This is a genomic window from Citrobacter sp. Cpo045 (assembly GCF_030332875.1).
GTDB classification, from domain to species: domain Bacteria; phylum Pseudomonadota; class Gammaproteobacteria; order Enterobacterales; family Enterobacteriaceae; genus Citrobacter; species Citrobacter portucalensis.
In genome coordinates this window covers 259,119-284,960 of record NZ_JAOWGZ010000091.1, presented here as the reverse complement: position 1 = coordinate 284,960, position 25,842 = coordinate 259,119, and the positions used below count along the sequence as shown (strand labels likewise).

28 protein-coding genes and 3 tRNA genes are annotated in these 25,842 nt (G+C 52.3%); 17 read left to right on the top strand and 14 right to left on the bottom strand.

The window, feature by feature from the left end; all coding sequences use genetic code 11:
* Positions 1–61: 61 nt before the first annotated feature.
* From dnaC to OGY13_RS10070, 4 genes are all read right to left on the bottom strand, one after another.
* Positions 62–799, bottom strand: a complete 738-nt coding sequence (dnaC, locus tag OGY13_RS10085; RefSeq protein ID WP_003019133.1) for a replicative helicase loader DnaC — start codon at positions 797–799, stop codon at positions 62–64.
* A 2-nt stretch (positions 800–801) separates the two neighbouring features.
* Positions 802–1,341, bottom strand: coding sequence for a primosomal protein DnaT (gene dnaT, locus OGY13_RS10080; protein ID WP_008786116.1), 540 nt, complete (start codon positions 1,339–1,341; stop codon positions 802–804).
* A gap of 124 nt (positions 1,342–1,465) precedes the next feature.
* Positions 1,466–1,939, bottom strand: coding sequence for a threonine/serine exporter (locus OGY13_RS10075; protein ID WP_057067025.1), 474 nt, complete (start codon positions 1,937–1,939; stop codon positions 1,466–1,468).
* The gene (locus OGY13_RS10070) at positions 1,930–2,706 is read right to left on the bottom strand and encodes a threonine/serine exporter family protein (protein ID WP_003830006.1); all 777 of its coding nucleotides are present in this window, start codon (positions 2,704–2,706) and stop codon (positions 1,930–1,932) included. The genes OGY13_RS10075 and OGY13_RS10070 overlap by 10 nt, the downstream gene beginning before the upstream one ends.
* Positions 2,707–3,164: 458 nt before the next feature.
* On the opposite strand from OGY13_RS10070, the gene OGY13_RS10065 reads away from it, so the two are divergent.
* Positions 3,165–3,890, top strand: coding sequence for a helix-turn-helix transcriptional regulator (locus OGY13_RS10065; protein WP_008786119.1), 726 nt, complete (start codon positions 3,165–3,167; stop codon positions 3,888–3,890).
* Positions 3,851–4,528, top strand: coding sequence for a DNA-binding transcriptional activator BglJ (gene bglJ / locus OGY13_RS10060; protein WP_008786120.1), 678 nt, complete (start codon positions 3,851–3,853; stop codon positions 4,526–4,528). The genes OGY13_RS10065 and bglJ overlap by 40 nt, the downstream gene beginning before the upstream one ends.
* A gap of 57 nt (positions 4,529–4,585) precedes the next feature.
* Here the strand turns inward: bglJ and OGY13_RS10055 are convergent, their stop codons facing one another.
* Positions 4,586–5,044 (bottom strand): YbaK/EbsC family protein, encoded by a 459-nt coding sequence (locus tag OGY13_RS10055; RefSeq protein ID WP_003830001.1) that lies wholly within the window; start codon positions 5,042–5,044, stop codon positions 4,586–4,588.
* A gap of 235 nt (positions 5,045–5,279) precedes the next feature.
* On the opposite strand from OGY13_RS10055, the gene OGY13_RS10050 reads away from it, so the two are divergent.
* The gene (locus OGY13_RS10050; protein ID WP_020996240.1) at positions 5,280–5,423 is read left to right on the top strand and encodes a hypothetical protein; all 144 of its coding nucleotides are present in this window, start codon (positions 5,280–5,282) and stop codon (positions 5,421–5,423) included.
* Complete coding sequence (locus OGY13_RS10045) at positions 5,413–6,756, top strand: PTS sugar transporter subunit IIC (RefSeq protein WP_213752487.1); 1,344 nt, start codon at positions 5,413–5,415, stop codon at positions 6,754–6,756. The genes OGY13_RS10050 and OGY13_RS10045 overlap by 11 nt, the downstream gene beginning before the upstream one ends.
* Before the next feature lie 29 nt (positions 6,757–6,785).
* Here the strand turns inward: OGY13_RS10045 and fhuF are convergent, their stop codons facing one another.
* Both fhuF and OGY13_RS10035 read right to left on the bottom strand, forming a co-directional pair.
* Complete coding sequence (gene fhuF, locus OGY13_RS10040) at positions 6,786–7,574, bottom strand: siderophore-iron reductase FhuF (protein ID WP_032942310.1); 789 nt, start codon at positions 7,572–7,574, stop codon at positions 6,786–6,788.
* A 108-nt stretch (positions 7,575–7,682) separates the two neighbouring features.
* Positions 7,683–8,759 (bottom strand): GGDEF domain-containing protein, encoded by a 1,077-nt coding sequence (locus tag OGY13_RS10035; RefSeq protein ID WP_003829994.1) that lies wholly within the window; start codon positions 8,757–8,759, stop codon positions 7,683–7,685.
* 255 nt (positions 8,760–9,014) lie between these two features.
* On the opposite strand from OGY13_RS10035, the gene OGY13_RS10030 reads away from it, so the two are divergent.
* Positions 9,015–9,251: a DUF1435 domain-containing protein gene (locus OGY13_RS10030; RefSeq protein WP_003019100.1), complete on the top strand. Its 237-nt coding sequence runs from the start codon at positions 9,015–9,017 to the stop codon at positions 9,249–9,251.
* Positions 9,252–9,290: 39 nt separating this feature from the next.
* Here the strand turns inward: OGY13_RS10030 and OGY13_RS10025 are convergent.
* From OGY13_RS10025 to rsmC, 4 genes are all read right to left on the bottom strand, one after another.
* A tRNA-Leu gene (locus OGY13_RS10025) sits at positions 9,291–9,376 on the bottom strand.
* Positions 9,377–9,408: 32 nt separating this feature from the next.
* Positions 9,409–9,494, bottom strand: a tRNA-Leu gene (locus OGY13_RS10020).
* A 28-nt stretch (positions 9,495–9,522) separates the two neighbouring features.
* Positions 9,523–9,609: transfer RNA gene (locus OGY13_RS10015), tRNA-Leu, on the bottom strand.
* A 222-nt stretch (positions 9,610–9,831) separates the two neighbouring features.
* On the bottom strand, positions 9,832–10,863 hold the full coding sequence (gene rsmC / locus OGY13_RS10010; protein ID WP_008786123.1) for a 16S rRNA (guanine(1207)-N(2))-methyltransferase RsmC: 1,032 nt from the start codon (positions 10,861–10,863) through the stop codon (positions 9,832–9,834).
* Between the two features lie 103 nt (positions 10,864–10,966).
* Here rsmC and holD point away from each other — a divergent pair, with 103 nt between their 5' ends.
* From holD to OGY13_RS09970, 8 genes are all read left to right on the top strand, one after another.
* The gene (holD, locus tag OGY13_RS10005) at positions 10,967–11,380 is read left to right on the top strand and encodes a DNA polymerase III subunit psi (RefSeq protein ID WP_003829988.1); all 414 of its coding nucleotides are present in this window, start codon (positions 10,967–10,969) and stop codon (positions 11,378–11,380) included.
* The gene (rimI, locus tag OGY13_RS10000; protein WP_003829985.1) at positions 11,349–11,795 is read left to right on the top strand and encodes a ribosomal protein S18-alanine N-acetyltransferase; all 447 of its coding nucleotides are present in this window, start codon (positions 11,349–11,351) and stop codon (positions 11,793–11,795) included. Before holD ends, rimI begins: the two co-directional genes overlap by 32 nt.
* Positions 11,796–11,809: 14 nt before the next feature.
* On the top strand, positions 11,810–12,490 hold the full coding sequence (gene yjjG / locus OGY13_RS09995) for a pyrimidine 5'-nucleotidase (protein WP_008786125.1): 681 nt from the start codon (positions 11,810–11,812) through the stop codon (positions 12,488–12,490).
* 92 nt (positions 12,491–12,582) lie between these two features.
* Positions 12,583–14,172 (top strand): peptide chain release factor 3, encoded by a 1,590-nt coding sequence (gene prfC / locus OGY13_RS09990; protein ID WP_003829982.1) that lies wholly within the window; start codon positions 12,583–12,585, stop codon positions 14,170–14,172.
* 308 nt (positions 14,173–14,480) lie between these two features.
* Positions 14,481–15,098, top strand: coding sequence for a molecular chaperone OsmY (gene osmY / locus OGY13_RS09985; RefSeq protein ID WP_071446017.1), 618 nt, complete (start codon positions 14,481–14,483; stop codon positions 15,096–15,098).
* A gap of 127 nt (positions 15,099–15,225) precedes the next feature.
* Entirely contained in the window at positions 15,226–15,387 is a 162-nt protein-coding gene (locus OGY13_RS09980) for a DUF1328 domain-containing protein (RefSeq protein ID WP_003019081.1), read from the top strand.
* 121 nt (positions 15,388–15,508) lie between these two features.
* Complete coding sequence (locus tag OGY13_RS09975) at positions 15,509–16,582, top strand: patatin-like phospholipase family protein (protein ID WP_048214993.1); 1,074 nt, start codon at positions 15,509–15,511, stop codon at positions 16,580–16,582.
* Complete coding sequence (locus OGY13_RS09970) at positions 16,579–17,355, top strand: metal-dependent hydrolase (RefSeq protein ID WP_213752488.1); 777 nt, start codon at positions 16,579–16,581, stop codon at positions 17,353–17,355. The genes OGY13_RS09975 and OGY13_RS09970 overlap by 4 nt, the downstream gene beginning before the upstream one ends.
* A gap of 214 nt (positions 17,356–17,569) precedes the next feature.
* Here the strand turns inward: OGY13_RS09970 and OGY13_RS09965 are convergent, their stop codons facing one another.
* Both OGY13_RS09965 and OGY13_RS09960 read right to left on the bottom strand, forming a co-directional pair.
* On the bottom strand, positions 17,570–18,433 hold the full coding sequence (locus tag OGY13_RS09965) for a YjjW family glycine radical enzyme activase (RefSeq protein ID WP_100271541.1): 864 nt from the start codon (positions 18,431–18,433) through the stop codon (positions 17,570–17,572).
* Entirely contained in the window at positions 18,405–19,955 is a 1,551-nt protein-coding gene (locus OGY13_RS09960; RefSeq protein WP_213752489.1) for a YjjI family glycine radical enzyme, read from the bottom strand. Before OGY13_RS09960 ends, OGY13_RS09965 begins: the two co-directional genes overlap by 29 nt.
* Positions 19,956–20,216: 261 nt before the next feature.
* Between OGY13_RS09960 and deoC the strand changes: the two genes are divergently transcribed.
* From deoC to deoD, 4 genes are all read left to right on the top strand, one after another.
* Entirely contained in the window at positions 20,217–20,996 is a 780-nt protein-coding gene (gene deoC / locus OGY13_RS09955; protein WP_003019042.1) for a deoxyribose-phosphate aldolase, read from the top strand.
* Positions 20,997–21,131: 135 nt separating this feature from the next.
* Complete coding sequence (deoA, locus tag OGY13_RS09950; protein ID WP_016151609.1) at positions 21,132–22,454, top strand: thymidine phosphorylase; 1,323 nt, start codon at positions 21,132–21,134, stop codon at positions 22,452–22,454.
* 51 nt (positions 22,455–22,505) lie between these two features.
* Positions 22,506–23,729 (top strand): phosphopentomutase, encoded by a 1,224-nt coding sequence (gene deoB, locus OGY13_RS09945; protein ID WP_003019037.1) that lies wholly within the window; start codon positions 22,506–22,508, stop codon positions 23,727–23,729.
* A gap of 204 nt (positions 23,730–23,933) precedes the next feature.
* Entirely contained in the window at positions 23,934–24,653 is a 720-nt protein-coding gene (gene deoD / locus OGY13_RS09940; protein WP_000224864.1) for a purine-nucleoside phosphorylase, read from the top strand.
* A gap of 150 nt (positions 24,654–24,803) precedes the next feature.
* On the opposite strand, the gene lplA is transcribed toward deoD, so the two are convergent.
* Entirely contained in the window at positions 24,804–25,820 is a 1,017-nt protein-coding gene (gene lplA / locus OGY13_RS09935; protein WP_213752490.1) for a lipoate--protein ligase, read from the bottom strand.
* Between the last annotated feature and the right edge of the window lie 22 nt (positions 25,821–25,842).

Here is a 25,842-nt window from a genome sequence, read left to right as displayed (position 1 = left end):
CTCGTGTTATGCCTTTTCAGCGCAGTATAGCGCTGGCAGTCTTAGGAGTGGTCCTAATACGTTAATACTCTTTACCGGTTACCCGACTACGGTAGCTTTCCCAGTTAAAAATGACCCACAGACTGTTGCCAAGGCGCATACGATCCATCACGCGCTCACCCAGCAGCTTGTTCATTTCATCCATATTGCTGTTAGTTAACATACCGGTCGGACGTTTTGAGGACGAACGGCGATCGACAATCTGATTAATGATCACTTTTTCATAGCGGGATTCGGTCTGCATGCCGATCTCGTCGATCACCAGCAGATCCACATTGCTCAGATCGTTGAGCAGCTGTTCTTCGCTGGTTTCACGATTACTGAACGTTTCTTTCATCGCCGACATGATATCGGCCACGGTAATGATCAATACCGACTTGCCGCGCAGCAGCAGTTCGTTGCAGATGGCGGCGGCTAAATGGTTTTTGCCGGTGCCGGGTTTGCCGGAGAAGATAAAGCTGGCGATGTTGCCGTCAAACTCTTCAACATACTGGCGGGCTTTGCTCAGGGCGTTCATCTGACCTTCGCACTCTACCCGATAGTTTTCGAACGAACAGTTCTGATGCAGCGGACGGATACCGGAACGGTTGAATGTGCGCTGCATTTTCATCGCCCGGTTTTCGCGGGCCAGCGCTGCGGCACGAATTTCACCTTGCTCTTTTTGCCATGCCAGCAGTTCTTCGCCCGTTTTAAAGGCGGGCTCGACATTAGGTGGCATCATTTTTTGCAGACGTTTCATCAGGTCGCCAACGTTTTTCATCGTTATCCTCTAAAACCCGGTGGAATGTGGCTGTCAGGTTCACTGACGCTGTTCACATCGCGCTTTGGCATTCCGCCATTGCTGGCCCGTCCAATCTGAATGCTGCGCGCCAGTTTTTGCTGCCACTGAATATGGTGAAAGACTTTTCCTTCAGCCTGCCAGTAGGCAACAAATGAGGCCAGCTCTTCAGCAGTAACCGGCTCTCTCAACGCTACGCCCCATAAAGCGGCCTGACGCTGAAAGTCGGCATCAGGTTGCCAGGCAGCGTACATCGCAAATTTCCCCATTGGTACGGCAACGGGAGCGGCTTGCGGCTCTTCATAAAATTGATCATCTAATGTCACATCGCTTCCCGGGCGTGACAGTTTCTCCTCAAGCGCCAACAGCTCAGCCAGTCTCGCAGGCGTCACCGCGTAAAACGCTGGCGCATTGTTAGCGAATACGGCTACGGCGCCACCCGCAGACTTGGCCAGCACGGCGTGGTGATCGTGTAGTAAGGCGTCAATGCTAGTGACGTCTGGCGTCAAAATTTTGCAGGGCATAATGTTTCTCAATACTGAACAACAACCGAGAAGGGGACTGCTTTTATAGTAACACAGAGAAGAAGGAGAGCAGCAGATGAGGGGGAGATTCCCCTCTCTGCAGGGCATTAAAGAAAGTGCACCGTCAAACGCGTGGGCGTTTGCGATACAGCCATAACCCTGGCACGGATAGTCCGATGGAGAGCGCGCCGACGATCGATGAGGCTTTCAGGAAATTGGTCAGCAGGGTGATCATCAGCGCTTCGCTGTAGCCAAAATGACCGATTTTTACCGCCGAGATCATGGCGGTGTAGGCGGAGATCCCAGGGAACATCGGGATCACTGCCGCAACGGTAAAGACTTTCGGATGTGCCAGATACCAACGCGACCACTGGATCCCAATGCAGCCGACCAGCAACGATGCCATAAAGGTCGACCATTCGATATTAAACCCTGCGCTCATCATTACCATTCGCGAACCGTGGCCGAGCGCGCCGAGTAACGCACACCAGGGGAGCGCCCGATGAGGGACATTAAATACCATGGCAAAGCCTACCGCCGGGATCGCCGACAGGATCATGTCCTGCATTAACGCCAACATGAAATCGATCACGCCCATCCGCGCAGCCCCCATAAGGTCATCGACATGACCACGCCAATGCAGGTTGCCAATGTCAGCAAACTGGCAATCGCCCAGCGGGCGAGCCCGGTATTAATGTGTCCCTTAAACATATCCGCGACGGAGTTGATCAGCGGAAAGCCCGGAACCAGTAGCAGCACGCTGGCGGCCATGGCGATGGTCGGGGTGTGGTTAAACGTCGGTAGCGTCAGCAGCAGACCAGAAATCGTTGTCGCCACAAACGCGGTGATGCAAAAGTTAATTTGCGGGTGCAAATGCCGGGACGCCAGAATCTGGCGGATATACATTGCCACCATGCTGGCGAAAAAAGTGATCACCGCACCATCCCATCCGCCGTTATTGAGCTTACAAAAGCAGGCGCAGGACAAGCCGACCATGAAGGCGACCAGCCATCTTGGATAGCGTAGCGGCTTAATCTGGCTAAAGCGTTTCTCTACCCCTTTAATATCCAGCAGTTTATGTTCCGCCAAAATGACAATGTGCTGCACTTCCGTCACGACGTGCATATTAATGCCGCGATCCTGATTTTTTCGCGTTGATGTCAGGCATTGCCCGTCTTTAATGGTGGTCAGGACGATAGCGTTAGAGGAGATGGCGCTTTCTACGCTATCCATGCCAAGTGCCAGCCCGAGTCGGGTGGATAACTCGTCAACCAGAGCGCTTTCTGCCCCATGCTGAAGTAAAAAAAGTCCGCATTGAATACATAACCGTGTAACCGTTCGCTGTGACGACTGCTCTGTTTGCATGGCTCGCTCTGACTGAAAAGGATCTCTTTGAGTGACGAATGTCTTCTTTTTATCATGAAGCATGAGCCCGCTGGCTCTGGCTAAGATCAATCTTTGTGTCGAAAAAAGACACAGGTGATACGGTTGTGGCATCTTAACGCCCCCGTTCGCTAAGGTACGAGAGGGAGACATGATTGAAATGTAGCGCTATTTTCCCGGATGGCAAATACGTAAGCCATGCTAACGATCTATTGTAGTTATTATAATTGTACAGATAATGTATTTATACGTAATTGTGCAATAATAGCTTAGAATTTGGCGCTATTTGGATGGTGCCGTCAATACTTTTTGAAATAAATACCAAGGATAACAATTCACCCCGCTTATTGTTCGGAGTATTTTCCTGTGAGTTAAGATTATTAATCCACCCGGGAGAATTTAATTAAGTACGATTGCGGACTGGTGAGTGTGGAGGGGATATGTTGCCAGGACGCTGCAAAAACGCAATTATTATTAGTAAATCACCGATTATACAAACTGGGCTTAAAGGTATAATGCAGGGAAAGTTCTCCGATTACGAACTTACCTACTGTCGTTCTGTTGAAGAACTGACGTTATTACAGCTACGGTGTGCTGATTTGGTAATTGCTGATTTAACCGGAGACTGCAATCATCCACGTGCAGTTTGCGAACAATATTATTCTTTATTATCTCAATACCGTGATATTCACTGGGTATTTCTCGTATCTCGTATCTTTTATCCTCTGGCGGTTGAACTACTGATGTGTCCTGTCAGCTCGCTGCTCTCTGACGCCGAGCCGATTGAAAGTTTAGTGAATGTCATTCACGCGGGAAATACACGAGCAGAGAGAATAAGCAAGGCGCTGCTCTCTCCGCCTGCTATGCCGCAATTGTTAGACCATAGCGCACGATCTATCGTTCTCACTCTCTCTGAAAGAAAAGTATTGCGCCTCCTTGGGAAAGGATGGGGGATTAACCAGATTGCGGCGTTGCTGAAAAAAAGCAATAAAACAATCAGTGCCCAAAAGAATAGCGCTATGCGTCGCTTGTCGATAAATAGCAATGCAGAAATGTATGCCTGGATAAATAGTTCTCAAGGATCGCGAGAACTTAATTTACCTTCAGTTTATGGAGAAACCACGGAATGGAAAGCAGAATCATCAAAAGAAACGTTGCACTGGTAGAAAAGTGCACGATGAGCAGCGTGGGTATTAAGAGTTTATTTAATACCATGCCGGATGACCAATATAAACTTCATCTCTTTTCAAACCAGCCCGCTTTTAGCCAGGCAATGTTAAAGATGTCGTTTTCGGCAGTTATTTTTTCCCTCTCTGCAATCAGAACCGATCGAAGAGCAGGGTTGACCTATTTAACGGAGCTGGCGATAAATTATCCGCGGATTCGCCGTGTGGTGATTGCCGATGATGACGCTGAAGCGCGTTTAATTGGTTCCCTGTCCCCCTTGCCGTTAGATGGCGTTGTGAGTAAAGCTTCTTCGTTAACGGTGTTGCAGGACGCGTTATTTACGGCGTTAAGCAGCCCTGGTCGGGGAACCGAAGGCACGAAAAACCATTGGTATATTAATCAAAGCCGTATGCTCAGCCCGACAGAACGAGAAATACTGCGCTTTATGTCGAATGGTTATTCGATGCCACAGATTGCTGTTCAGCTTGAACGGAACATCAAAACCATTCGGGCACACAAATTCAATGTGATGTCCAAACTGGGGGTCAGCTCGGATGCCGGGTTACTGGATGCCGCCGACATCCTGCTGTATCTGCGTGCTGGCGAGCCAGCGCCTTTTATGCAGGCGGTTTCGTGACGGGCAACGTTGACGTGTTTCTTGCCGGGCTTGGCCGCCGGTTTAGCGCGTGAAACATTACTGACACACGTCAACCCAGGTGGCAGAAGTCAGTTCAGCCATCCTTTCAGGCGTGATGCGAACAGCGCTGTGGATGGCACCTGCGGCAGGCAGCACTTCAGCGTAGTGCTTCAGAGAAACATCACAGTACACTGATATCGGTGTTTCTAATCCGAAGGGGCAAACGCCGCCAACGGGGTGCCCCGTCGCGTTCACGACCTCATCACTACTTAACATTCGGGCTTTGGCGCCGAACGTACTCTTTAGCTTTTTATTATCCAGTCGGGCATCGCCTTTTGCCACGACCAGGATGATATCGTTCTTCACCTTTAGTGAAAGTGTTTTCGCTATTTGGCCAGGTTCAACGTTATGGGCTTTTGCTGCCAGATCAACGGTTGCTGTGCTCTGGTTTAATTCGATGATCTCGATATCTGGTGCATGTTGCGCCAGGAATTGGCGTACTGATTGCAAACTCATTCTTCTCTCCCTATCGCTTACAGATAGCCCTGCACAGCAGAAAACTGCAGGATGTAATTTGTCATAGGGGCAACCACACTGTAAATATTTTATTGTAACAACATAGCAACATTAGCAGTTTTTCGATCGTCTTCACAATCAAAGAAACCGGTTACAGTAACCGGTTGCAGAATGCTGAAATGACGATTAATACTGAAGTTGTCACTTCCTCTGTATCACATAATAAGAGCCATCTATGAAACTTAACTCGAAAAGCGGTAGCGCTGGTGTTCCTCCCGGCACGGTTGCGAAAAGTGGTAATGGGCTTTACGTGGTGGCGGTGTTGATGCCAGCACGGTTGCAGGGTTTTGCACAACGGGAGAACGGCTATGTCTACTAACCATGCTGTGTTTAACGTGATTTTCCGCTTTGTTGAAAATTACGTCAGCCCTGTTGCCGGGCGCATCTCTTCGCAACGACATGTAATGGCCATTCGCGACGGTTTTATTTCGGCGATGCCTTTTATGATTGTAGGCTCTTTTCTGCTGGTTTTTGCCTACCCGCCTTTTTCTCCGGATACCACTTGGGGATTTGCTCGCGCGTGGCTGGATCTGGCAAAACAGTTTGAAGGCCAAATCCTCACACCGTTTGATATGACGATGGGGATTATGTCGGTCTACATATGTGCGGCTATTGCTTATAACCTGGGCAAGCACTATGTGAAGTCGCATCAGTTAGATCCGTTTATGTGTGCGATGCTATCAATCATGGCTTTTTTGCTGATTGCCGCGCCAAAAACCAAAGGCACAATGCCGGTTGAAAGCCTGGGAGGAACGGGGATTTTCACCGCCATCCTGGTGGCCATTTACTGTGTTGAAATGATGCGCTTCCTGAAGGCGCACAGCATCGGCATCCGTTTACCCGATCAGGTGCCGCCGATGATCAAAAACTCTTTCGATCTGCTGATCCCGGTGCTGGTGGTAGTACTGACGCTGTACCCGCTGAGTCTGGTGATACAGTCGCAGTTTGACATGCTGATCCCGCAGGCCATTATGGCCATCTTTAAACCACTGGTGTCGGCTGCAGATTCTCTCCCGGCGATACTTCTGGCGGTATTGATTGGACATCTATTGTGGTTTGCGGGTATTCACGGCGCGGCAATTGTGTCGGGAATGCTGCAAATGTTCTGGCTAACTAATCTTGGGATGAACCAGTCGGCGCTGGCGCAGGGCGCGCCGTTACCGCATATCTTTATGGAAGCGTTCTGGACGTTCTTTATTGTGGTCGGAGGGTCAGGCGCAACGATGGGGTTGGTGATTTGCTATCTGCGTAGTCGTTCGGCTCATCTACGCTCGATTGGGCGTCTGAGCGTAGTCCCCAGCATTTTTAATATTAACGAACCGGTGATTTTTGGTACGCCGATTGTCATGAACCCGGTGTTTTTTATCCCCTTCCTGCTGGCCCCAATGGTGAATGCGGTACTGGCCTGGGCGGCGATGAAACTGGATTTAATTGGGCGGGTCATTTCAGTGGTTCCCTGGACAGCACCGGCACCGGTTGGCGCGGCATGGGCATTAGGCTGGGATTATCGTGCGGCTATTCTGGTAGTGCTGTTGGCGCTGGTGTCGGCCGTTATCTACTTCCCATTCTTTAAGGTCTACGAAAAGCAGCTATTGGCGCAGGAAAAAGAAGAAGCGCAGCGTATGGAAGAGGAAAACCAGCAGGTTGCATAAATATCTGGCGAGGGGCTACGGCTCCTCGCTTACTTCAGCGTGCAGTCTCCGCATTGCTGAACGTCAGGCAGGCGATAGCGTTGGCAGCAGGTTCTGCGTACTAACAGCCCCTCGCGCGGAACAACGGTTCGCCACAGAGGGTTATCCTGACCGCAGGAGAGTTGTTTCTCAAAAAAGCAGGTCTGGCGCAGCGTGGTCAGCAGTTCCTCACCTAGCAACGGCTTCATTTCCGTTAAATACCAGTGAATTAAATATCCGGTGTTGCTCCAGATAAGCTTCGCGTTGATCTCGCCCGTCGCTTCCAGCGCCTGCACAACCGGCGTCAGCGCTGAGAGAATCAGCGTTTCCATGCGTTGTTGAGGGGACAGAGCTGTTGCCTGGTGATCCTGATGGACGTCGATCCAGAAGCAGGCCGCACGGCCCGTTTCGTGAAACTCTACGCGCATATGTTCAGGAGAGACGTCGATAGCCTCTTTTTGCGTCAGTAGGGCCACCATTAACGGAGGCATCATCAGGCCGATATACCATTGCGCCCAAAGAGAAATCAGGGGCTTATTTTCGCGGGGTAGCGTGGGTTGGTTGCGATAGATATGGTCTGAATAAACGGCCAGCAGCGAGCTAAGCGTCGCCGGTTGCGTCCATTCATGCAGCGTCATTGCACCTGGCACAGGCGTTTCGTCAAGACGAATGAAGTCCAGCAGGTGCTCGCGAGTTTTGGCTATCGTTGCGCGTACGGCAGCAGCCAGCGAGGGCATCTCTGAGGGGAGATGGCTACGCCAGATGACATCTTCAACGATCGGTGCGGAACGATAAGCCATGTCGATATAAGGATGTTAATCTTAATGATAATGATTGCTAATCCTATAATTGACATTGAGCGATGGCAAGATCTTTGTCGCCATCCCGAGCGGCAGCGCACAGAAAGCTCAGGTAGAGGGGCAGTTTACCCGCAGCTCATCGCTGACCAGCGTATTGTTACGTCCAAGATTCTTGGCCTCGTAAAGGGCTTTATCTGCTTTGGCGATAGCAGCATCAATATCCTGTTCTACCAGAGGTGCAATGCCGATACTGACGGTTACGTTGGTTGCCACGCTCTCATTAAACATGTGAGGGATTTTAAGATCGTACACTTTCTGGCGGATACGTTCGGCGGCAGCCTGGGCCTGCTGTGGATCGACCGCGGTCAGCAAAATCATAAACTCTTCACCGCCAAAACGCGCCACCACGTCCCGGGAGCGTACGGAGTCTCGGATGGCGGCAGAAACACGGATCAACGCCTGGTCGCCCATCATATGTCCGTAATGATCGTTATAGGATTTGAAATGGTCGATATCCAGCAGCAGAACGAAGTGCCTCGAATTACTCAGAGCCAACAGCGTATCGAGCCGGTGTTGCAGCCCCCGGCGATTATACAAACCGGTTAGCGGGTCGAGCATGCTGAGCCCGTTCAGGGTTTCCCTTTCCTCCAGCAGTTTGTACATCAGTTGCTGAGCGAATCCATCGTAGCGCTTTTGTATCACATGCTGGATGGCGATACCGGCCATAGGCAGCGCCATAAAATAGAAAATCCGCAAACCATGTTCGCTGCCGTTAAGCCATAAACAAACGGCGACGGAGGGGAGTGAGTGGAGCGTAAACGCGATGATATTATTGGCAAAAGCGATAGAGCCAATAAACAGTACGCTGAGCAGCGCTATTAACAGGAAATAATAATCATTCTGACCTAGAGCGTTATATTTCAAGAATATATGTAACGCCCATAACAAGCCAAAAACGATTGAAATAAAAGGGAGATTAATTCTTTTATCCGCGTATTTCCCATGCCATACCAGCAGCAGTGTACTCATCACCAGCATCAGCAACGCCGGTACTGATAAGGCTTTGACCGCAAACAGTGGGAAAAAAAGCGTAAACAGCGCGGAGACTGCGTTGAGCAGTAGAAACAGTCGTAAAGAGAGTTGGTATTTTTTTGTGCGCAGAGTTCGCCAGGATTGTACTGTCATAGGTAAATATTGTTAGTTATCTGCAATGTACGAAGGTGTGTTGGTAAATAAAACAAATAACGAACGGGGTATCATTCGCAGAGGTTTTTATTGTTTTTAGTTGAAGAGCAAACCGCTGAGCAATTTATCACCTTGGATTATTCATGTCATCAATCGTTAAGTAAAACTCATATAATTGATAGTGCTTCACGGCTGACAAATGAGAAATTTTATCATATGATATTGGTTATCATTATCAATGTCATAGGTGAAATCATGTTGCAACGTACGCTGGGCAGTGGATGGGGTGTTCTGCTGCCGGGAATGCTGATTGCCGGGATGGCATATAGCGACCTGTCGGTCTACGTATGGAAGGTGATGATTGTATTAGGATTACTGCTGACTTCGCTCATGCTGTACCACAAACGTTTACGGCACTTTGTTTTGTTACCTTCATGCGCGGCACTGATTGGCGGCATTGTTTTGGTAATGATGAACTGGAATCAGGGATGAACAAAACAGAGAAGGAAATCGAGAGGGAAATAAGATAATTGGTGCGAGGGGGGGGACTCGAACCCCCACATCCTAAGGACACTAACACCTGAAGCTAGCGCGTCTACCAATTCCGCCACCTTCGCACAGTCATCTTATTTTTTTGATATCGCCTCGTTGGTGCGAGGGGGGGGACTCGAACCCCCACATCCTAAGGACACTAACACCTGAAGCTAGCGCGTCTACCAATTCCGCCACCTTCGCCCAGTGCGAGCAATATCAACGTGGATTATGGTGCGAGGGGGGGGACTTGAACCCCCACGTCCGAAAGGACACTAACACCTGAAGCTAGCGCGTCTACCAATTCCGCCACCTTCGCATACCATCGACACTCAAAAAGTATCGTTACCACGGGGGCGAATTCTAGAGATTTTATGCAGGGCGTCAACAGTTAATTTTCGAACTTAACGTGATTGCCGAAAAAAAAGGCGTTTCTTCGGTTTTTGGCGTTTTATGCAGGCCGGATAAGCGATAGCGCCATCCGGCGTTGCTCGGTGTCACGCCGAATGGCGGCGTAAACGCCTTATCTGACCTACAGCCGTTAGGCTTTTTTCGCCTGGCGCGTCATCACTGTGCGATAGACCTTGAAACGTCCGGTCTGCGCGATAACTTCATGGAAGCCAAACACTTCATCCAGTACCTTCGGATAAGGCAGGAAGGCGTTCGCCACAATACGCAGTTCACCACCGCTGTTGAGATGACGCACTGCGCCACGAATCAGCGTTTGTGCAGCATCAAGGCTGGTCTGCATACCGTCGTGGAACGGCGGGTTGGAGATGATCATATCAAAACGACCCGTCACGTCAGAAAAGACGTTACTGGCGATGACGTCACCTTCAATGCCGTTGGCTGCAAGCGTTGCGCGGCTGGCTTCAACGGCGGCGGCGCTAACATCGCACAGGGTTAAGCGCACTTTCGGCGAGTGGCTGGCTAAGGCGACGGAGAGAACGCCTGCGCCACAGCCGACATCCAGCACTTTGCCTTTGGTGTGCGGCGTCAGCGTGGAGAGCAGCAGTTGGCTGCCAACATCCAGACCGTCACGGCTGAAGACGCCCGGCAGCGTTTTGATGGTCAGATTTTCTGTCTGGTATTCATCCCAGTATTTTTCTGCATCAAAGACCGGCTGTTTTTCCAGACGACCGTGGTACAGGCCACAGCGACGTGCGCTGTCGACTTTGTTTAACGGTGCGTATTCGGCAAGCATCTGCTCTGCGCTACGTACGCCGCTGCGATTCTCGCCGACAACAAAAATATCGGTGCCCACCGGTAACAGCGACAGAATGTTCATCAACTGGAACTGGGCTTCCGGCTTATTCTTCGGCCAGTAGTAGATCAGCGTATCGCTATCGGCAACGTCATCGGCCTGCGCGACGAGGCTGAAGCGGACGTTGTCGCCCATCTGGCGGTTAAGCACCTGCCAGTGGTGAAGTTGCTGGGTGTGCGCACGGCTTGCGGCGCTTTCAAAATGGGCAGGCAGGTCATCCTGCAAATCACCGGCAAACAGAATACGGCTTTGTTCGAAATCATCACTGTGGCGCAGCAAGACTTCACTTGCCGGGGTAAAAGCAGACATGGAATGCTCCTTAAATTGTACAGCGGGGGATTATAGTTGTTTGATGGCACGGATTCGACAAATTTGCTATATTTGCGCCCCTGATAGACAGGAGTGTTTCGCTATGACATCCCGACGAGACTGGCAGTTACAGCAACTGGGCATTACGCAGTGGTCGTTGCGTCGTCCTGGCGCACTGCAGGGCGAGATCGCGATTTCCATTCCTGCGCATGTCCGTTTGGTGATGGTTGCTGCACAGTTACCCGCGCTAACCGAACCGTTGATCAGCGATATTTTACGCGCATTAACCGTTAGCCCGGATCAGGTTTTACAACTGACGCCTGACCGTGTCGCCATGCTGCCGCAAGGCAGTCGCTGTAATAGCTGGCGGCTGGGAACCGAAGAGCCGCTGCTGCTGGAGGGCGCTCAGGTCGAGAGTCCTGCGTTTAATGAATTACGGGAAAACCCAGCGGCACGCGCCGCGTTATGGCAACAAATCTGCGCATATGAACACGATTTCTTCCCTCGAGCCGACTGATTTACCCGCAGCATTTCAGATTGAAAAACGCGCCCACGCTTTTCCGTGGAGTGAAAAAACATTTGCCAGCAACCAGGGCGATCGCTACCTCAATTTTCAGTTGAGGGTTGACGACGTGATGGCCGCCTTTGCAATTACGCAGGTCGTACTGGATGAAGCGACGTTGTTCAATATCGCCGTCGATCCTGACTTTCAGCGCCGGGGCCTGGGGCGTGAGCTGCTGGAGCACCTGATCGATGAGCTGGAAAAGCGTGGCATTTTGACCCTGTGGCTTGAAGTGCGCGCCTCGAATGCGGCCGCTATCGCGCTGTACGAAAGCTTAGGCTTTAACGAGGCGACGATCCGTCGCAACTACTATCCAACGGCCGATGGTCACGAAGACGCCATCATCATGGCGTTGCCAATCAGCATGTAAGACAAGGTGTAATGATGAAGAAGTGGGACTGGATTTTCTTTGATGCCGACGAAACGCTGTTTACGTTTGACTCGTTTACCGGCTTACAGCGGATGTTTCTCGACTATAGCATTACCTTTACCGCTGAAGATTTTCAGGACTACCAGGCCGTGAATAAACCGCTGTGGGTGGATTACCAAAACGGCGCGATTACCTCATTACAACTGCAGCATGCCCGTTTTCAGAGCTGGGCCGAACGCCTGAAGGTTGAACCGGGCCAGCTTAATGACGCATTCATCAATGCGATGGCGGAGATCTGCTCACCGTTGCCGGGGGCAGTTTCTCTGCTCAATGCGATTCGCGATAAAACGAAAATCGGCATCATTACTAACGGCTTTACCGCGTTGCAGCAAATCCGCCTTGAGCGGACGGGGCTGCGCGACTATTTCGACCTGCTGGTGATTTCTGAGCAGGTTGGGGTGGCAAAACCCGACCCCCGTATTTTTGACCATGCGCTGGAGCAGGCGGGTAATCCTGACCGTTCTCGCGTGCTGATGGTGGGTGACACCGCAGAGTCCGATATTCTTGGCGGCATTAACGCCGGGCTATCCACCTGCTGGCTAAATACGCACCACCGCGAGCAGCCAGCGGGCATTCAGCCGACCTGGACCGTAGCGTCATTAAGCGAACTGGAGCAGCTCCTGTGTAAACACTGATTGCCTCCCCCCCGTTGATGGGTAAAATAGCCGCAATTTTTCGTATTCAACTTGCCCGGCCCGTTGCCGTGCTTACCTAAGAAGATTTGACTATGACGTTGTCTCCTTATTTGCAAGAGGTGGCCAAACGCCGCACTTTTGCCATTATTTCTCACCCGGATGCCGGTAAAACGACAATTACTGAAAAGGTACTGTTATTCGGACAGGCCATTCAGACCGCCGGTACGGTAAAAGGCCGTGGCTCCAGCCAGCATGCAAAATCTGACTGGATGGAAATGGAAAAGCAGCGTGGTATCTCCATTACCACCTCTGTGATGCAGTTTCCGTATCATGACTGCCTGGTGAACCTGCTGGACACCCCGGGGCACGAAGACTTCTCCGAAGATACCTATCGTACTCTGACGGCGGTGGACTGCTGCCTGATGGTTATCGATGCCGCAAAAGGCGTCGAGGATCGTACCCGTAAGCTGATGGAAGTTACCCGTCTGCGCGATACGCCGATCCTGACCTTTATGAACAAACTCGACCGTGACATCCGCGATCCGATGGAGCTGCTGGATGAAGTCGAGAACGAACTGAAAATCGGCTGTGCGCCAATCACCTGGCCGATTGGCTGCGGTAAGTTGTTCAAAGGTGTCTATCACCTTTATAAAGATGAAACTTACCTGTATCAGACCGGTAAAGGACACACCATTCAGGAAGTGCGTGTTGTTAAAGGTCTGAACAACCCGGAACTTGATGCTGCCGTGGGTGAAGACCTGGCGCAGCAGCTGCGTGACGAGCTGGAGCTGGTGCAGGGCGCGTCCAATGAGTTCGACCATGAGCTGTTCCTCGCGGGCGAAATCACCCCGGTCTTCTTCGGTACCGCGCTGGGTAACTTCGGCGTTGACCATATGCTGGACGGCTTAGTGGAGTGGGCGCCTGCGCCGATGCCGCGTAAAACCGACACCCGCGTCGTCGAAGCCTCAGAAGAGAAGTTCACCGGTTTCGTGTTTAAAATTCAGGCCAACATGGACCCGAAACACCGTGACCGCGTGGCGTTCATGCGTGTGGTATCCGGCAAGTATGAGAAAGGCATGAAAATGCGCCAGGTGCGCATTGGTAAAGACGTGGTGATCTCCGACGCACTCACCTTTATGGCCGGTGACCGTTCTCATGTGGAAGAAGCGTATCCGGGCGATATTCTCGGTCTGCATAACCACGGCACTATCCAGATCGGTGATACCTTTACCCAGGGCGAAATGATGAAGTTCACCGGTATTCCGAACTTCGCACCGGAGCTGTTCCGTCGTATTCGCCTGAAGGATCCATTGAAGCAGAAACAGCTGCTGAAAGGACTGGTTCAACTGTCAGAAGAGGGCGCAGTGCAGGTATTCCGTCCGATCGCCAATAACGATTTGATCGTGGGCGCGGTGGGTGTGCTGCAGTTTGACGTGGTGGTTTCACGTCTGAAGAGCGAGTACAACGTTGAAGCGATTTATGAATCTGTCAACGTGGCGACTGCGCGCTGGGTAGAATGTTCTGACGTGAAGAAATTCGAAGAATTTAAGCGTAAGAACGAAATTCAGCTGGCGCTGGATGGCGGCGATAACCTCACCTATATCGCACCAACCATGGTTAACCTGAATCTCACCCAGGAACGTTACCCGGACGTTCAGTTCCGTAAAACACGCGAACACTAATCGACCTTCCAGGGCACGGTATCCGCCGTGTCCTGCAACTTTTCCTGTCTTTTAAATCCCTTGCGGAATGTTCTTAAAACCTCGCGTTTTTCTTTTGTTTGCCTGTTTTTTAATCAACTCTGACTGCGATCACGAAATCGTGAACTATATTTAACAATGTGATGACATAAATATCGGCGTTAAATGCTTTTTAGGCTGCCTGTTGCAGCGTCTATTGCTGATATTTATTCCACTTACAAGATTAGTTGCTGGTTCAGGCCGTGTAACGGCAGAGCATAGCTTTTAGCAAAACATACAGGAATACATCGATGACAATGACAGGACTTAAGATTTCTAAAACGCTGCTGGCCGTGATGCTGACCTCCGCTGTTGCAACGGGTTCTGCTTATGCAGAAAACGCCACGATGGATAAAGCGCAATCCGGCGTCGAAAGTGCGGGGCAGAAAGTCGATAGCTCTATGAACAAAGTCGGTAATTTCATGGATGACAGCACCATCACCGCGAAAGTAAAAGCCGCGCTGGTGGACCACGAAAGCATTAAGAGCACCGATATTTCCGTCAAAACAGATCAAAAGGTGGTGACACTAAGCGGGTTTGTTGAAAGCCAGGCACAGGCCGAAGAAGCGGTGAAAGTGGCGAAAGGCGTTGAGGGTGTGACCTCCGTTAGCGACAAACTGCACGTGCGCGATAGCAAAGACACCTCTGTAAAAGGTTATGCGGGCGATACGGCAATCACCAGTGAGGTAAAAGCCAAGCTGCTGGCCGATGATATCGTCCCTTCCCGCAAGGTGAAAGTTGAGACCACCGATGGCGTTGTGCAACTTTCAGGCACCGTCGATTCACAGGCTCAAAGCGATCGTGCTGAGAGCATCGCCAAAGCGATTGATGGCGTGAAAAGCGTCAAAAACGATCTCAAAACTCAGTAATTAGACTTAATTCGTCCTCCTGACGTTTGTCGGGAGGCGTGTTGTGCACCACACTGAAAATATCGCCGATGGGCAGCCTGAGCGCTCATATCAAGCGGTGAAATTAACTATGGTAAAGGAGAAGCATATGTTTCGATGGGGCATCATATTTCTGGTTATCGCGTTAATTGCCGCCGCACTCGGTTTTGGTGGACTGGCGGGTACTGCAGCCGGCGCAGCGAAAATTGTTTTCGTGGTGGGGATCATCCTGTTTCTGGTCAGCCTGTTTACAGGGCGTAAACGACCCTAGTAAGTAACCCGTAAAGATATCTTGCTACTAAGCCAGTCCATTGGACTGGCTTTTACGGTTTTAGCGTCAGGCGATTTGCGTTACTTTGTTGCTCTATTACAAAAACAACAGGAAGGCAGAGGTGGGGCAGAGAATACCCGTCACGCTCGGTAATATTGCGCCGTTATCGTTACGTCCATTTCAACCAGGCAGTGTGGCGCTGGTGTGCGAGGGCGGGGGACAAAGAGGCATTTTCACCGCTGGCGTACTGGATGAATTCATGCGTGCGCAGTTCAATCCCTTTGATCTCTACTATGGGACGTCCGCCGGCGCGCAAAACCTTTCAGCCTATCTGTGTAACCAGCCTGGTTATGGCCGTAAAGTCATTATGCGTTACACCACCCGCCGTGAGTTTTTTGACCCGGTACGCTTTGTGCGCGGGGGAAACTTAATCGATCTCGACTGGCTCGTGGATTCGACCGCATCCCAGATGCCGCTGGCGATGGATAACGCCGAGCGTTTGTTTGCCGCAGGGAAAGCGTTTTATATGTGCGCCTGTCGGGGCGATGATTACACGCCCGGCTATTTTTCGCCGAACCGGCAAAACTGGCTCGACCTCATTCGAGCCTCCAGCGCGATTCCCGGGTTCTACCGCACAGGGGTTGTATTGGACGGCGTGAACTATCTGGATGGAGGCGTTAGTGATGCCATACCTGTGCAGGAGGCAGCGAAGCAGGGGGCAAAAACGTTGGTAGTGATTCGCACTGTGCCTTCGCAAATGTACTACACCCCTCAGTGGTTCAAACGTATGGAGCGCTGGTTGGGTGAAAGTAGCCTGCAACCGTTTCTGAATCTGGTGCAGCATCATGAGACCAGCTATCGTGCTATCCAGAGCTTTATTGAGAAGCCGCCGGGCAAGCTGCGTATTTTTGAGATCTATCCGCCAAAACCACTCCATAGCATGGCGTTGGGCAGCCGTATTCCGGCACTGAGGGAAGATTACAAAACCGGACGCCTGTGCGGTCGTTACTTTCTGGCGACAGTCGGCAAACTGTTGGCGAAAAATGCGCCGCTACCTCGTCAGACGCCGAAGATTGTGGTGCCGGGACCGGTGGTAGTTCCTCCCGCGCCGGTGGCCAACGATGCCCATGTGCCAGTGGTGACCAATGCGCCTCAGGCGAACGACACAACGTTTGATAATGAGGATTTGGCGTGAGTTATCGTTTTATCGATACGCATTGTCACTTTGATTTCCCGCCGTTTACCGGAGATGAATCTGCCAGCATTCAGCGCGCGGCGGAGGTTGGTGTACAGAGCATTATCGTTCCGGCCACCCAGGCGGCGAATTTTCCCCGCGTACTGGCGTTAGCGGAAAATTATCCTCCATTGTTTGCCGCGCTTGGTCTGCATCCCATTGTTATTGAACAACATAGCGATGACTGCCTGGACCAGTTGCAACAGGAGCTGGATAAGCGCCCACAAAAGCTGGTGGCGGTAGGCGAGATTGGATTGGATCTGTATCGGGACGATCCGCAATTCGATAAGCAAGAGCGGGTGCTGGAAGCGCAGCTAAAGCTGGCGAAGCGGTATGAATTGCCGGTGATCCTGCATTCGCGGCGCACCCATGACAAGCTGGCGATGCACCTGAAACGTCATGCTTTGCCGCGAACTGGCGTGGTGCATGGTTTTTCCGGGAGCGTGCAGCAGGCAGAGCGCTTTGTGCAACTGGGATACAAAATTGGCGTGGGAGGCACCATTACCTATCCGCGCGCCAGTAAAACCCGCGAGGTAATAGCGCAACTGCCGCTGGAATCGCTGTTGCTGGAAACCGACGCGCCGGATATGCCGCTCAACGGCTTTCAGGGGCAGCCTAACCGCCCGGAGCAGGTAGTCAGAGTCTTCGACGTCTTATGCGAACTGCGCCCGGAACCTGCGGACGTGATCGCTGACGCGCTGTATCGTAATACCACGGCGCTGTTTAACGTGTGATTGGGTGGCGTAGCCAGCCGACAAAAGTGTCCGCTTCGTAGGCCTGATAAGCGAAGCGCATCAGGCATAACTTCGTCGGATGGCGGCTGCGCCTTATCCGGCCTACAAAAGTATGCGCTCCGTAGGCCTGATAAGCGAAGCGCATCAGGCATATCTTTGCCGGATGGCGGCTGTGTTTTTTCCGGCCTGCAAATGATGTAGCTGCATCCGGCAATCACAGGTACAGCGCCGGGAAGATCAAATTATCCACCCCGCGCTCGCGCAATCTTTGCGCCAGGTGTTCCACATCCTTCGGCGTGGCGCTCGGCCAGTCCTTCGCTTCGCCATACACCCCGTGCGCATGAAAGGCATTCAACCGTACCGGTACGTCGCCGGTGCGTTTGATAAACGCCGCCAGCGCATCGATATGCTGTAGATAATCTTCCTGACCAGGAATAACCAGCAGGCGGAGTTCCGCCAGTTTGCTCTGCCCGGACAAAAAGGTAATGCTTTGTTTAATCAGCGTGTTATCGCGGCCGGTAAGCTGCCGATGACACGTGCTGTCCCAGGCTTTTAAATCCAGCATTACGCCGTCGCACACTGGCAGCAGCTTCTGCCAGCCGGTTTCGCTCAGCATGCCGTTGCTGTCGACCATGCAGGTCAGGTGTTGCAACTGCGGATCGGTTTTTATCGCGGTAAATAGCGCCACAATAAAGGGGAGCTGGGTAGTCGCTTCACCGCCACTAACGGTTATTCCTTCGATAAACAGTGACGCTTTACGAATATGTTGCAGCACTTCATCAACGCTCATACTCTGCGCCATCGGCGTGGCCTGCTGGGGGCACATATGCAGGCAGGTGTCACACTGCTGACACACATCGGACTGCCACCACACTTTCCCTGCGCTCAGGCTCAGCGCCTCATGCGGGCAATGCAGCACACACTCCCCGCAGTCGTTGCAGCGTCCCATCGTCCACGGATTGTGGCAATTTTTACAGCGCAGATTACATCCTTGCAGAAACAGAGCCAGGCGACTGCCCGGCCCGTCGACGCAGGAGAAAGGAATCAGCCTACTGACTAAAGCGCATCTGCTGTTCATGGCTAATCACGCGAGGTTGTCGTTCCAGAATGCGCGTATTGCGCGCGGCTTCTTCGCCAAGCCAGGTGGTGTTGGTTCGTGACCCTTCGGCGCGATACTTTTCCAGATCCGACAGGCGCACCATATACCCGGTGACACGGACCAGATCGTTGCCGCTCACGTTGGCGGTAAACTCGCGCATTCCGGCTTTAAACGCCCCGAGGCACAACTGCACCAGCGCCTGAGGATTACGCTTGATGGTTTCATCCAGCGTGAGAATGTCGCTGATCCCGGCGTGATAAAACGCGTGATGTGGCGCGACGGTTTGCAGATGGGTGATCGGGTCCGGCTCATCGCCGTAAGGCAGGCGTGCACCTGGCGTGGTGCCGATGTCAGAACTGATCCCCGACTGTGCATGCAGCATCGCGCGCTGCTTCCAGCCATATTTCACCGGGGTATTTTCGACAAACTCCGCCAGGTAGGCGCTAATACGATAGCCGAGTTGATTGGCGAACTCATCTTTCCCATAGCGCGCATTCTGTCCCGCCTTATCGCACAGCAGGTTCACCGCCTCCGCCAGACCATACATCCCGAACATAGGCACAAAACGTTCGGGATCAATCAACCCTTCCTGCACGAGGAAGCTATTCTCAAAGAAATGTGATTTCTCATAGAGAAATTCACATCGTGAATCAATGATGGCGATTTGCTGCTGGCAGTAGTGCGGTAGGGTGCGCGTAAAGAAGTCATCGACAGAGGTGCTGCGCTCTGCGATGGCTTTCAGATTAAGCCTGACCAGTGTGCTTCCACCCCCGGCGAGCGGCAAAGAGTTGTAACAACTGACGACGCCATACTGACCTTTTGTGAAAATTTTATCATTTTCAGGGCCGTTGGAAATATGCGGCTTACTGCACTCGCAGATATTTTGCGCCACGTTGAGCAGCAGATCGTCAGGTGTGATTTGCGGGTCATAAATGAATGTCAGATTAGGCGAAACCTGCTTTAACTCTGCATCTGCGCGTAAAATTGCACGGGTGACTGGTGTATCGGCGGGGCCGATATTGGCATGCATAAACGCGTCTGGCAGGGTTCTGTCGAGATAACGCCAGAAACGTTTTATTCGAATATCGATCTCGTCTTGTGTTAGAATTCTAACATACGGTTGCAGCAGGGCATCGAGCTGACCGAGATAAACCGGCATCGACGTCACTGACGGAACATGGTGGTAAAGAATAGTGAGTAAGGATAACGCGTCATCAAGATCCCTGGCGCCTTCCAGCTCCAGCCACGATGAGCCATTGGCCAGAAAACGCGCGTAATCGGGTAAAACATAGCGCGGTTTGAACGGGGCATGACCTTCGTACATATCGCAGATTACCCCATCATCCAGCGCCTGACGTGCCTGTGCAGACAGTTGCGGGTAAGGCTGCGCGTTTTCAGCTTCCAGCGCCAGAAAGTGGCGTTTCTGCTCAGGGCTGAGCACTGGGCTGGTCACGATTTGTTGGCAACGCTGTTGCAGCGCGAGTTCGCTTGAAGTGGGCATCGTTGATTCCTTTTTATCCCGAAGGTGTAACGCCATTGTAGAAAGCAACGCCGCCGCAACCTTTGATCCGGATGCGCCTGATGCCACCGCATCCCTTTAGAAAAGGTGATTTATTTGAAGTAGATCTCATTAGAGTAATGCAAATCTGTATGTGGTTTTCATTAACTGTGATGTATATCGAAGTGTAATAGCGAGCGGATGTTAGAATACTAACAAACTCGCAAGGTGAAATTTTATACGGCGATGCCGTTGGAGAATGTTATGACCGATTTAACAGCAAGCAGCCTGCGTGCACTGAAACTGATGGACCTGACCACCCTGAATGACGACGACACCAATGAAAAAGTGATCGCGCTGTGTCATCAGGCGAAGACCCCGGTTGGCAACACTGCCGCAATCTGTATCTATCCGCGTTTCATCCCTATTGCGCGTAAGACCCTGAAAGAGCAGGGCACGCCGGACATCCGCATTGCAACCGTAACCAACTTCCCGCATGGCAACGACGACATCGAGATTGCGCTGGCTGAAACCCGCGCGGCGATTGCTTACGGCGCAGATGAAGTTGACGTGGTGTTCCCGTACCGTGCGCTGATCGCCGGTAACGAGCAGATTGGTTTCGATCTGGTTAAAGCCTGCAAAGACGCGTGTGCGGCGGCAAACGTGCTGCTGAAAGTCATCATCGAAACCGGTGAGCTGAAAGAAGAAGCACTGATTCGCAAAGCGTCTGAAATCTCCATTAAAGCCGGTGCTGATTTCATCAAAACCTCTACCGGTAAAGTGCCGGTCAATGCGACGCCGGAAAGCGCACGCATCATGATGGAAGTGATCCGCGACATGGGTGTTTCTAAAACTGTAGGTTTCAAACCGGCTGGTGGCGTGCGCACTGCAGAAGATGCACAGCAGTTCCTGGCGATTGCCGATGAACTGTTTGGCGCTGACTGGGCTGATTCTCGTCACTACCGTTTTGGCGCATCCAGCCTGCTGGCGAGCCTGCTGAAAGCGCTGGGTCACGGCGACGGCAAGAGCGCAAGCAGCTACTAAGCCTTATATTGCCGGAGCTGTAGCGACGTAGGCCGGATAAGGCGTAGCCGCCATCCGGCATTAAGACGACTGCCGGGTGGCGCGTTGCTTACCCGGCCTACAACGGCCTTCTACTCTTTTCCCCTGGGGGTTACCGTGTTTCTCGCACAAGAAATTATTCGTAAAAAACGTGATGGTCATGCGCTGAGCGATGAAGAAATTCGTTTCTTTATCAATGGTATTCGCGACAACACCATCTCTGAAGGGCAAATCGCCGCCCTGGCGATGACCATTTTCTTCCACGATATGACAATGCCTGAGCGAGTTTCGCTGACCATGGCAATGCGTGATTCAGGAACCGTACTGGACTGGAAAAGCCTGCAGCTGAACGGCCCGATTGTGGATAAACACTCTACCGGCGGCGTGGGTGACGTAACGTCACTGATGTTAGGCCCGATGGTCGCAGCGTGCGGCGGCTATATTCCGATGATCTCCGGGCGTGGCCTGGGGCATACCGGCGGTACACTCGATAAACTGGAAGCGATTCCTGGATTTGACATCTTCCCGGACGACGCGCGCTTCCGTGAAATTATTAAAGACGTGGGTGTGGCGATTATTGGGCAAACCAGCTCGCTCGCACCGGCGGATAAACGTTTTTATGCCACCCGCGATATTACCGCGACGGTGGATTCCATCCCTCTGATTACCGGTTCCATTCTGGCGAAAAAACTGGCGGAAGGGCTGGATGCGCTAGTGATGGATGTGAAAGTGGGCAGCGGCGCCTTTATGCCGACCTACGAGCTTTCTGAAGCTCTTGCTGAAGCGATAGTCGGTGTGGCAAACGGTGCGGGTGTACGTACCACCGCGCTGTTAACCGATATGAACCAGGTGCTGGCCTCCAGCGCAGGTAACGCGGTCGAAGTTCGCGAAGCGGTGCAGTTCCTGACCGGTGAATACCGCAATCCACGTCTGTTAGACGTCACCATGGCGCTGTGTGTGGAAATGCTGATCTCCGGCAATCTGGCGAAAGATGACGCCGAAGCCCGTGCGAAATTGCAGGCGGTGCTGGACAACGGTAAAGCGGCAGAGATTTTTGGTCGCATGGTTGCGGCGCAAAAAGGCCCGACCGATTTCGTCGAAAATTATGCGAAGTATCTGCCGACGGCAATGCTCAGCAAAGCGGTATATGCTGATACCGAAGGCTTTGTCAGCGCGATGGATACCCGCGCGCTGGGGATGGCGGTCGTTTCCATGGGTGGCGGTCGTCGTCAGGCTTCGGACACCATTGATTACAGCGTTGGCTTTAGCGATATGGCGCGTCTGGGCGACAGCGTAGACGGACAACGCCCGCTGGCGGTGATCCACGCGAAAGACGAAGCCAGCTGGCAGGAAGCGGCGAAAGCGGTCAAAGCGGCAATTAGCCTTGACGATAAAGCGCCAGAAATTACACCGACAGTCTATCGTCGTATTACCGAATAACTGTATACTGATCTGATCGCTTTTTTGCGGCGCAGATGTATGGAGAACAAGATGAAACGTGCATTTATTATGGTGCTGGACTCCTTTGGTATTGGTGCGACTGAAGATGCGGATCGCTTTGGCGACGTAGGTTCAGACACTATGGGACACATTGCAGAAGCCTGTGCGAAAGGTGAGGCTGACAATGGTCGCAAAGGTCCACTGAATCTGCCTAACCTGACCCGTCTGGGCCTGGTGAAAGCTCACGAAGGTTCTACCGGTAAAATTGCTGCTGGTATGGACGGTAACGCGGAAGTGATTGGTGCCTACGCATGGGCGCATGAACTTTCTTCCGGGAAAGACACGCCGTCTGGCCACTGGGAAATCGCGGGTGTCCCGGTTCTGTTTGATTGGGGTTATTTCTCCGATCATGAAAACAGCTTCCCGCAGGAACTGCTGGATAAACTGGTAAAACGTGCCAACCTGCCAGGCTACCTCGGCAACTGCCACTCTTCCGGTACCGTGATCCTGGATCAACTGGGTGAAGAGCATATGAAAACCGGCAAGCCGATTTTCTATACCTCCGCTGACTCCGTGTTCCAGATTGCCTGCCACGAAGAGACGTTTGGCCTGGATAAACTCTACGAGCTGTGCGAAATCGCACGTGAAGAGCTGACCGAAGGTGGTTACAACATCGGTCGTGTTATCGCACGTCCGTTCATCGGTGATAAAGCCGGTAACTTCCAGCGTACCGGTAACCGTCACGACCTGGCCGTTGAGCCGCCAGCACCGACCGTGCTGCAGAAATTGGTCGACGAAAAAGACGGTCACGTGGTTTCCGTCGGTAAAATTGCGGATATCTACGCTAACTGCGGCATCACCAAAAAAGTGAAAGCCACCGGTCTGGACGCGCTGTTCGACGCCACCATCAAAGAGATGAAAGAAGCAGGTGATAAGACCATCGTCTTCACCAACTTCGTTGATTTCGACTCTTCCTGGGGACATCGTCGCGATATCGCCGGTTATGCTGCGGGCCTGGAACTGTTCGACCGCCGTCTGCCTGAGCTGATGGAGCTGGTGGGTGAAGATGACATTCTGATCCTGACCGCTGACCACGGCTGCGACCCAAGCTGGACCGGCACTGACCACACCCGTGAACACATCCCGGTACTGGTCTACGGCCCGAAAGTGAAACCAGGTTCTTTAGGTCACCGTGAAACCTTCGCGGATATCGGTCAGACGCTGGCGAGCTACTTTGGTACGTCACCGATGGACTACGGTAAAAACATGCTGTAATACCCGTTGTCTTTCGCGCTGTAGATGCGTTGATTTCATTCGCTCACCCCGGTCACATAGTGAATCTATGCTCCCGGGGATTCACGAATTCGTCGCCTTCCTACAACGCGAAATCCTTAGGGTATTTCACTGTTTTGCATACGTTTTGTAGGCCTGATAAGGCGTAGCCGCCATCAGGCAATAACAACGAAATAAGGACAAAAAATGGCAACTCCACATATTAATGCAGAAATGGGTGATTTCGCTGACGTCGTATTGATGCCGGGCGACCCGCTGCGTGCAAAGCATATTGCTGAAACTTTCCTCGAAGATGTTCGTGAAGTGAACAACGTTCGCGGCATGTTAGGTTTTACCGGTACTTACAAAGGCCGTAAGATCTCCGTTATGGGTCACGGTATGGGTATCCCGTCCTGCTCCATCTACACCAAAGAGCTGATCACCGATTTCGGCGTGAAGAAAATCATTCGCGTAGGCTCCTGCGGCGCTGTGCGTATGGACGTTAAACTGCGTGACGTGGTTATCGGTATGGGCGCTTGCACCGACTCCAAAGTTAACCGTATCCGTTTTAAAGATCATGACTTCGCTGCTATTGCTGACTTCGACATGGTGCGTAACGCGGTTGATGCGGCAAAAGCACTGGGTGTAGACGCGCGCGTGGGCAACCTGTTCTCTGCTGACCTGTTCTACTCTCCGGACGGTGAAATGTTCGACGTGATGGAAAAATACGGCGTGCTGGGCGTGGAAATGGAAGCGGCGGGCATCTACGGTGTTGCTGCGGAATTTGGTGCAAAAGCGCTGACCATCTGCACCGTTTCCGACCATATCCGTACTCACGAGCAGACCACTGCCGCTGAACGTCAGACGACCTTCAACGACATGATCAAAATCGCGCTGGAATCCGTTCTGCTGGGCGATAAAGAGTAAGGGTTGTTATGGCCCGGTGGCGCTTCGCTTACCGGGCCTACGGGAATGCCGCTATTAATGCCTGATGGCGCTTCGCTTATCAGGCGTACAGGAGCGGTCTTGTAGGCCGGATAAGGCGTAGCCGCCATCCGGCAATTCGCCACTAATCGCTTAACGCACGGCCTTCGCCACCCACGCCGCCAGTTCACGCAGCTCGTTTTCCTGATCCGGATATTCCGTAACCAGCGCTTCGCAAGTCTGCTGTAAAACATCGGCGCGATACTGGCAGCCCTGTAGCTGCTCCGCCAGCGCTTCTAACGGCGCGGGATTGAGACTGTCGGTAAACACCTGTGTGCGCGTGATATGACCTTTTTCGACGTCGAAATGCAGCTCAACGCCACCCCAGGTGAAACGCTCGTCCAGCAGATGCGAGAAAGCAGGTGCCTGACCAAAATTCCATTCCCAACTGCTCTGGCGGGCAAAGGTTTCGGCAAAATTTGGCAGGTCCGGCGTTTTATCTGGTGAGATCACTTCCGCTTCAACGCGTTCGCCATAATGAGCAAAAAAGGCTTCCGTGATGGCCTGACAGACCTGTTCATGGGTGATGCCCGGTAACAGCTCCGTCAAATTCGCCACCCGTGAGCGGACAGAGGTGATCCCCTTTGCCGCGAGTTTCTTTTTGTCGGGATTGAGATAATTTGCCAGGCGGCTGAGATCGGCATTTAGCAGCAGCGTGCCGTGGTGGAAGCCGCGATCTTTCGTTTCCCGATAAGCAGAGCCTGAAACCTTGCGATCGCCGTCTGGCGTTTTCACAACCAGATCGTTACGCCCGGAGGCGTCCGCCGTCACACCCAGAGAATTCAATGCGTTGAGGACAATCGCGGTGGAAATGGTTTTGTCGTACTCCGGTTTACCGGCCATAAAGGTAAAGCAGGTATTACCTAAGTCATGGAACACCGCGCCGCCGCCGCTGCTACGGCGGGCGAGCCGCACGTTGTCTTCCTCCATACGGCGGGTATTACACTCTTTCCACGGGTTTTGCGCCCGGCCAATCACCACCGTATCGGCGTTACGCCACAAGAACAGGACGCGCTGCGTGGCGGGCATCTGGCGAAAAATGCACTCTTCGACCGCGAGGTTAAACCACGGATCATAAGAGTCTGAGATAAGCAGGCGTAGTGTAGTCATGGTTGATTTCCCTTCTGTTTTA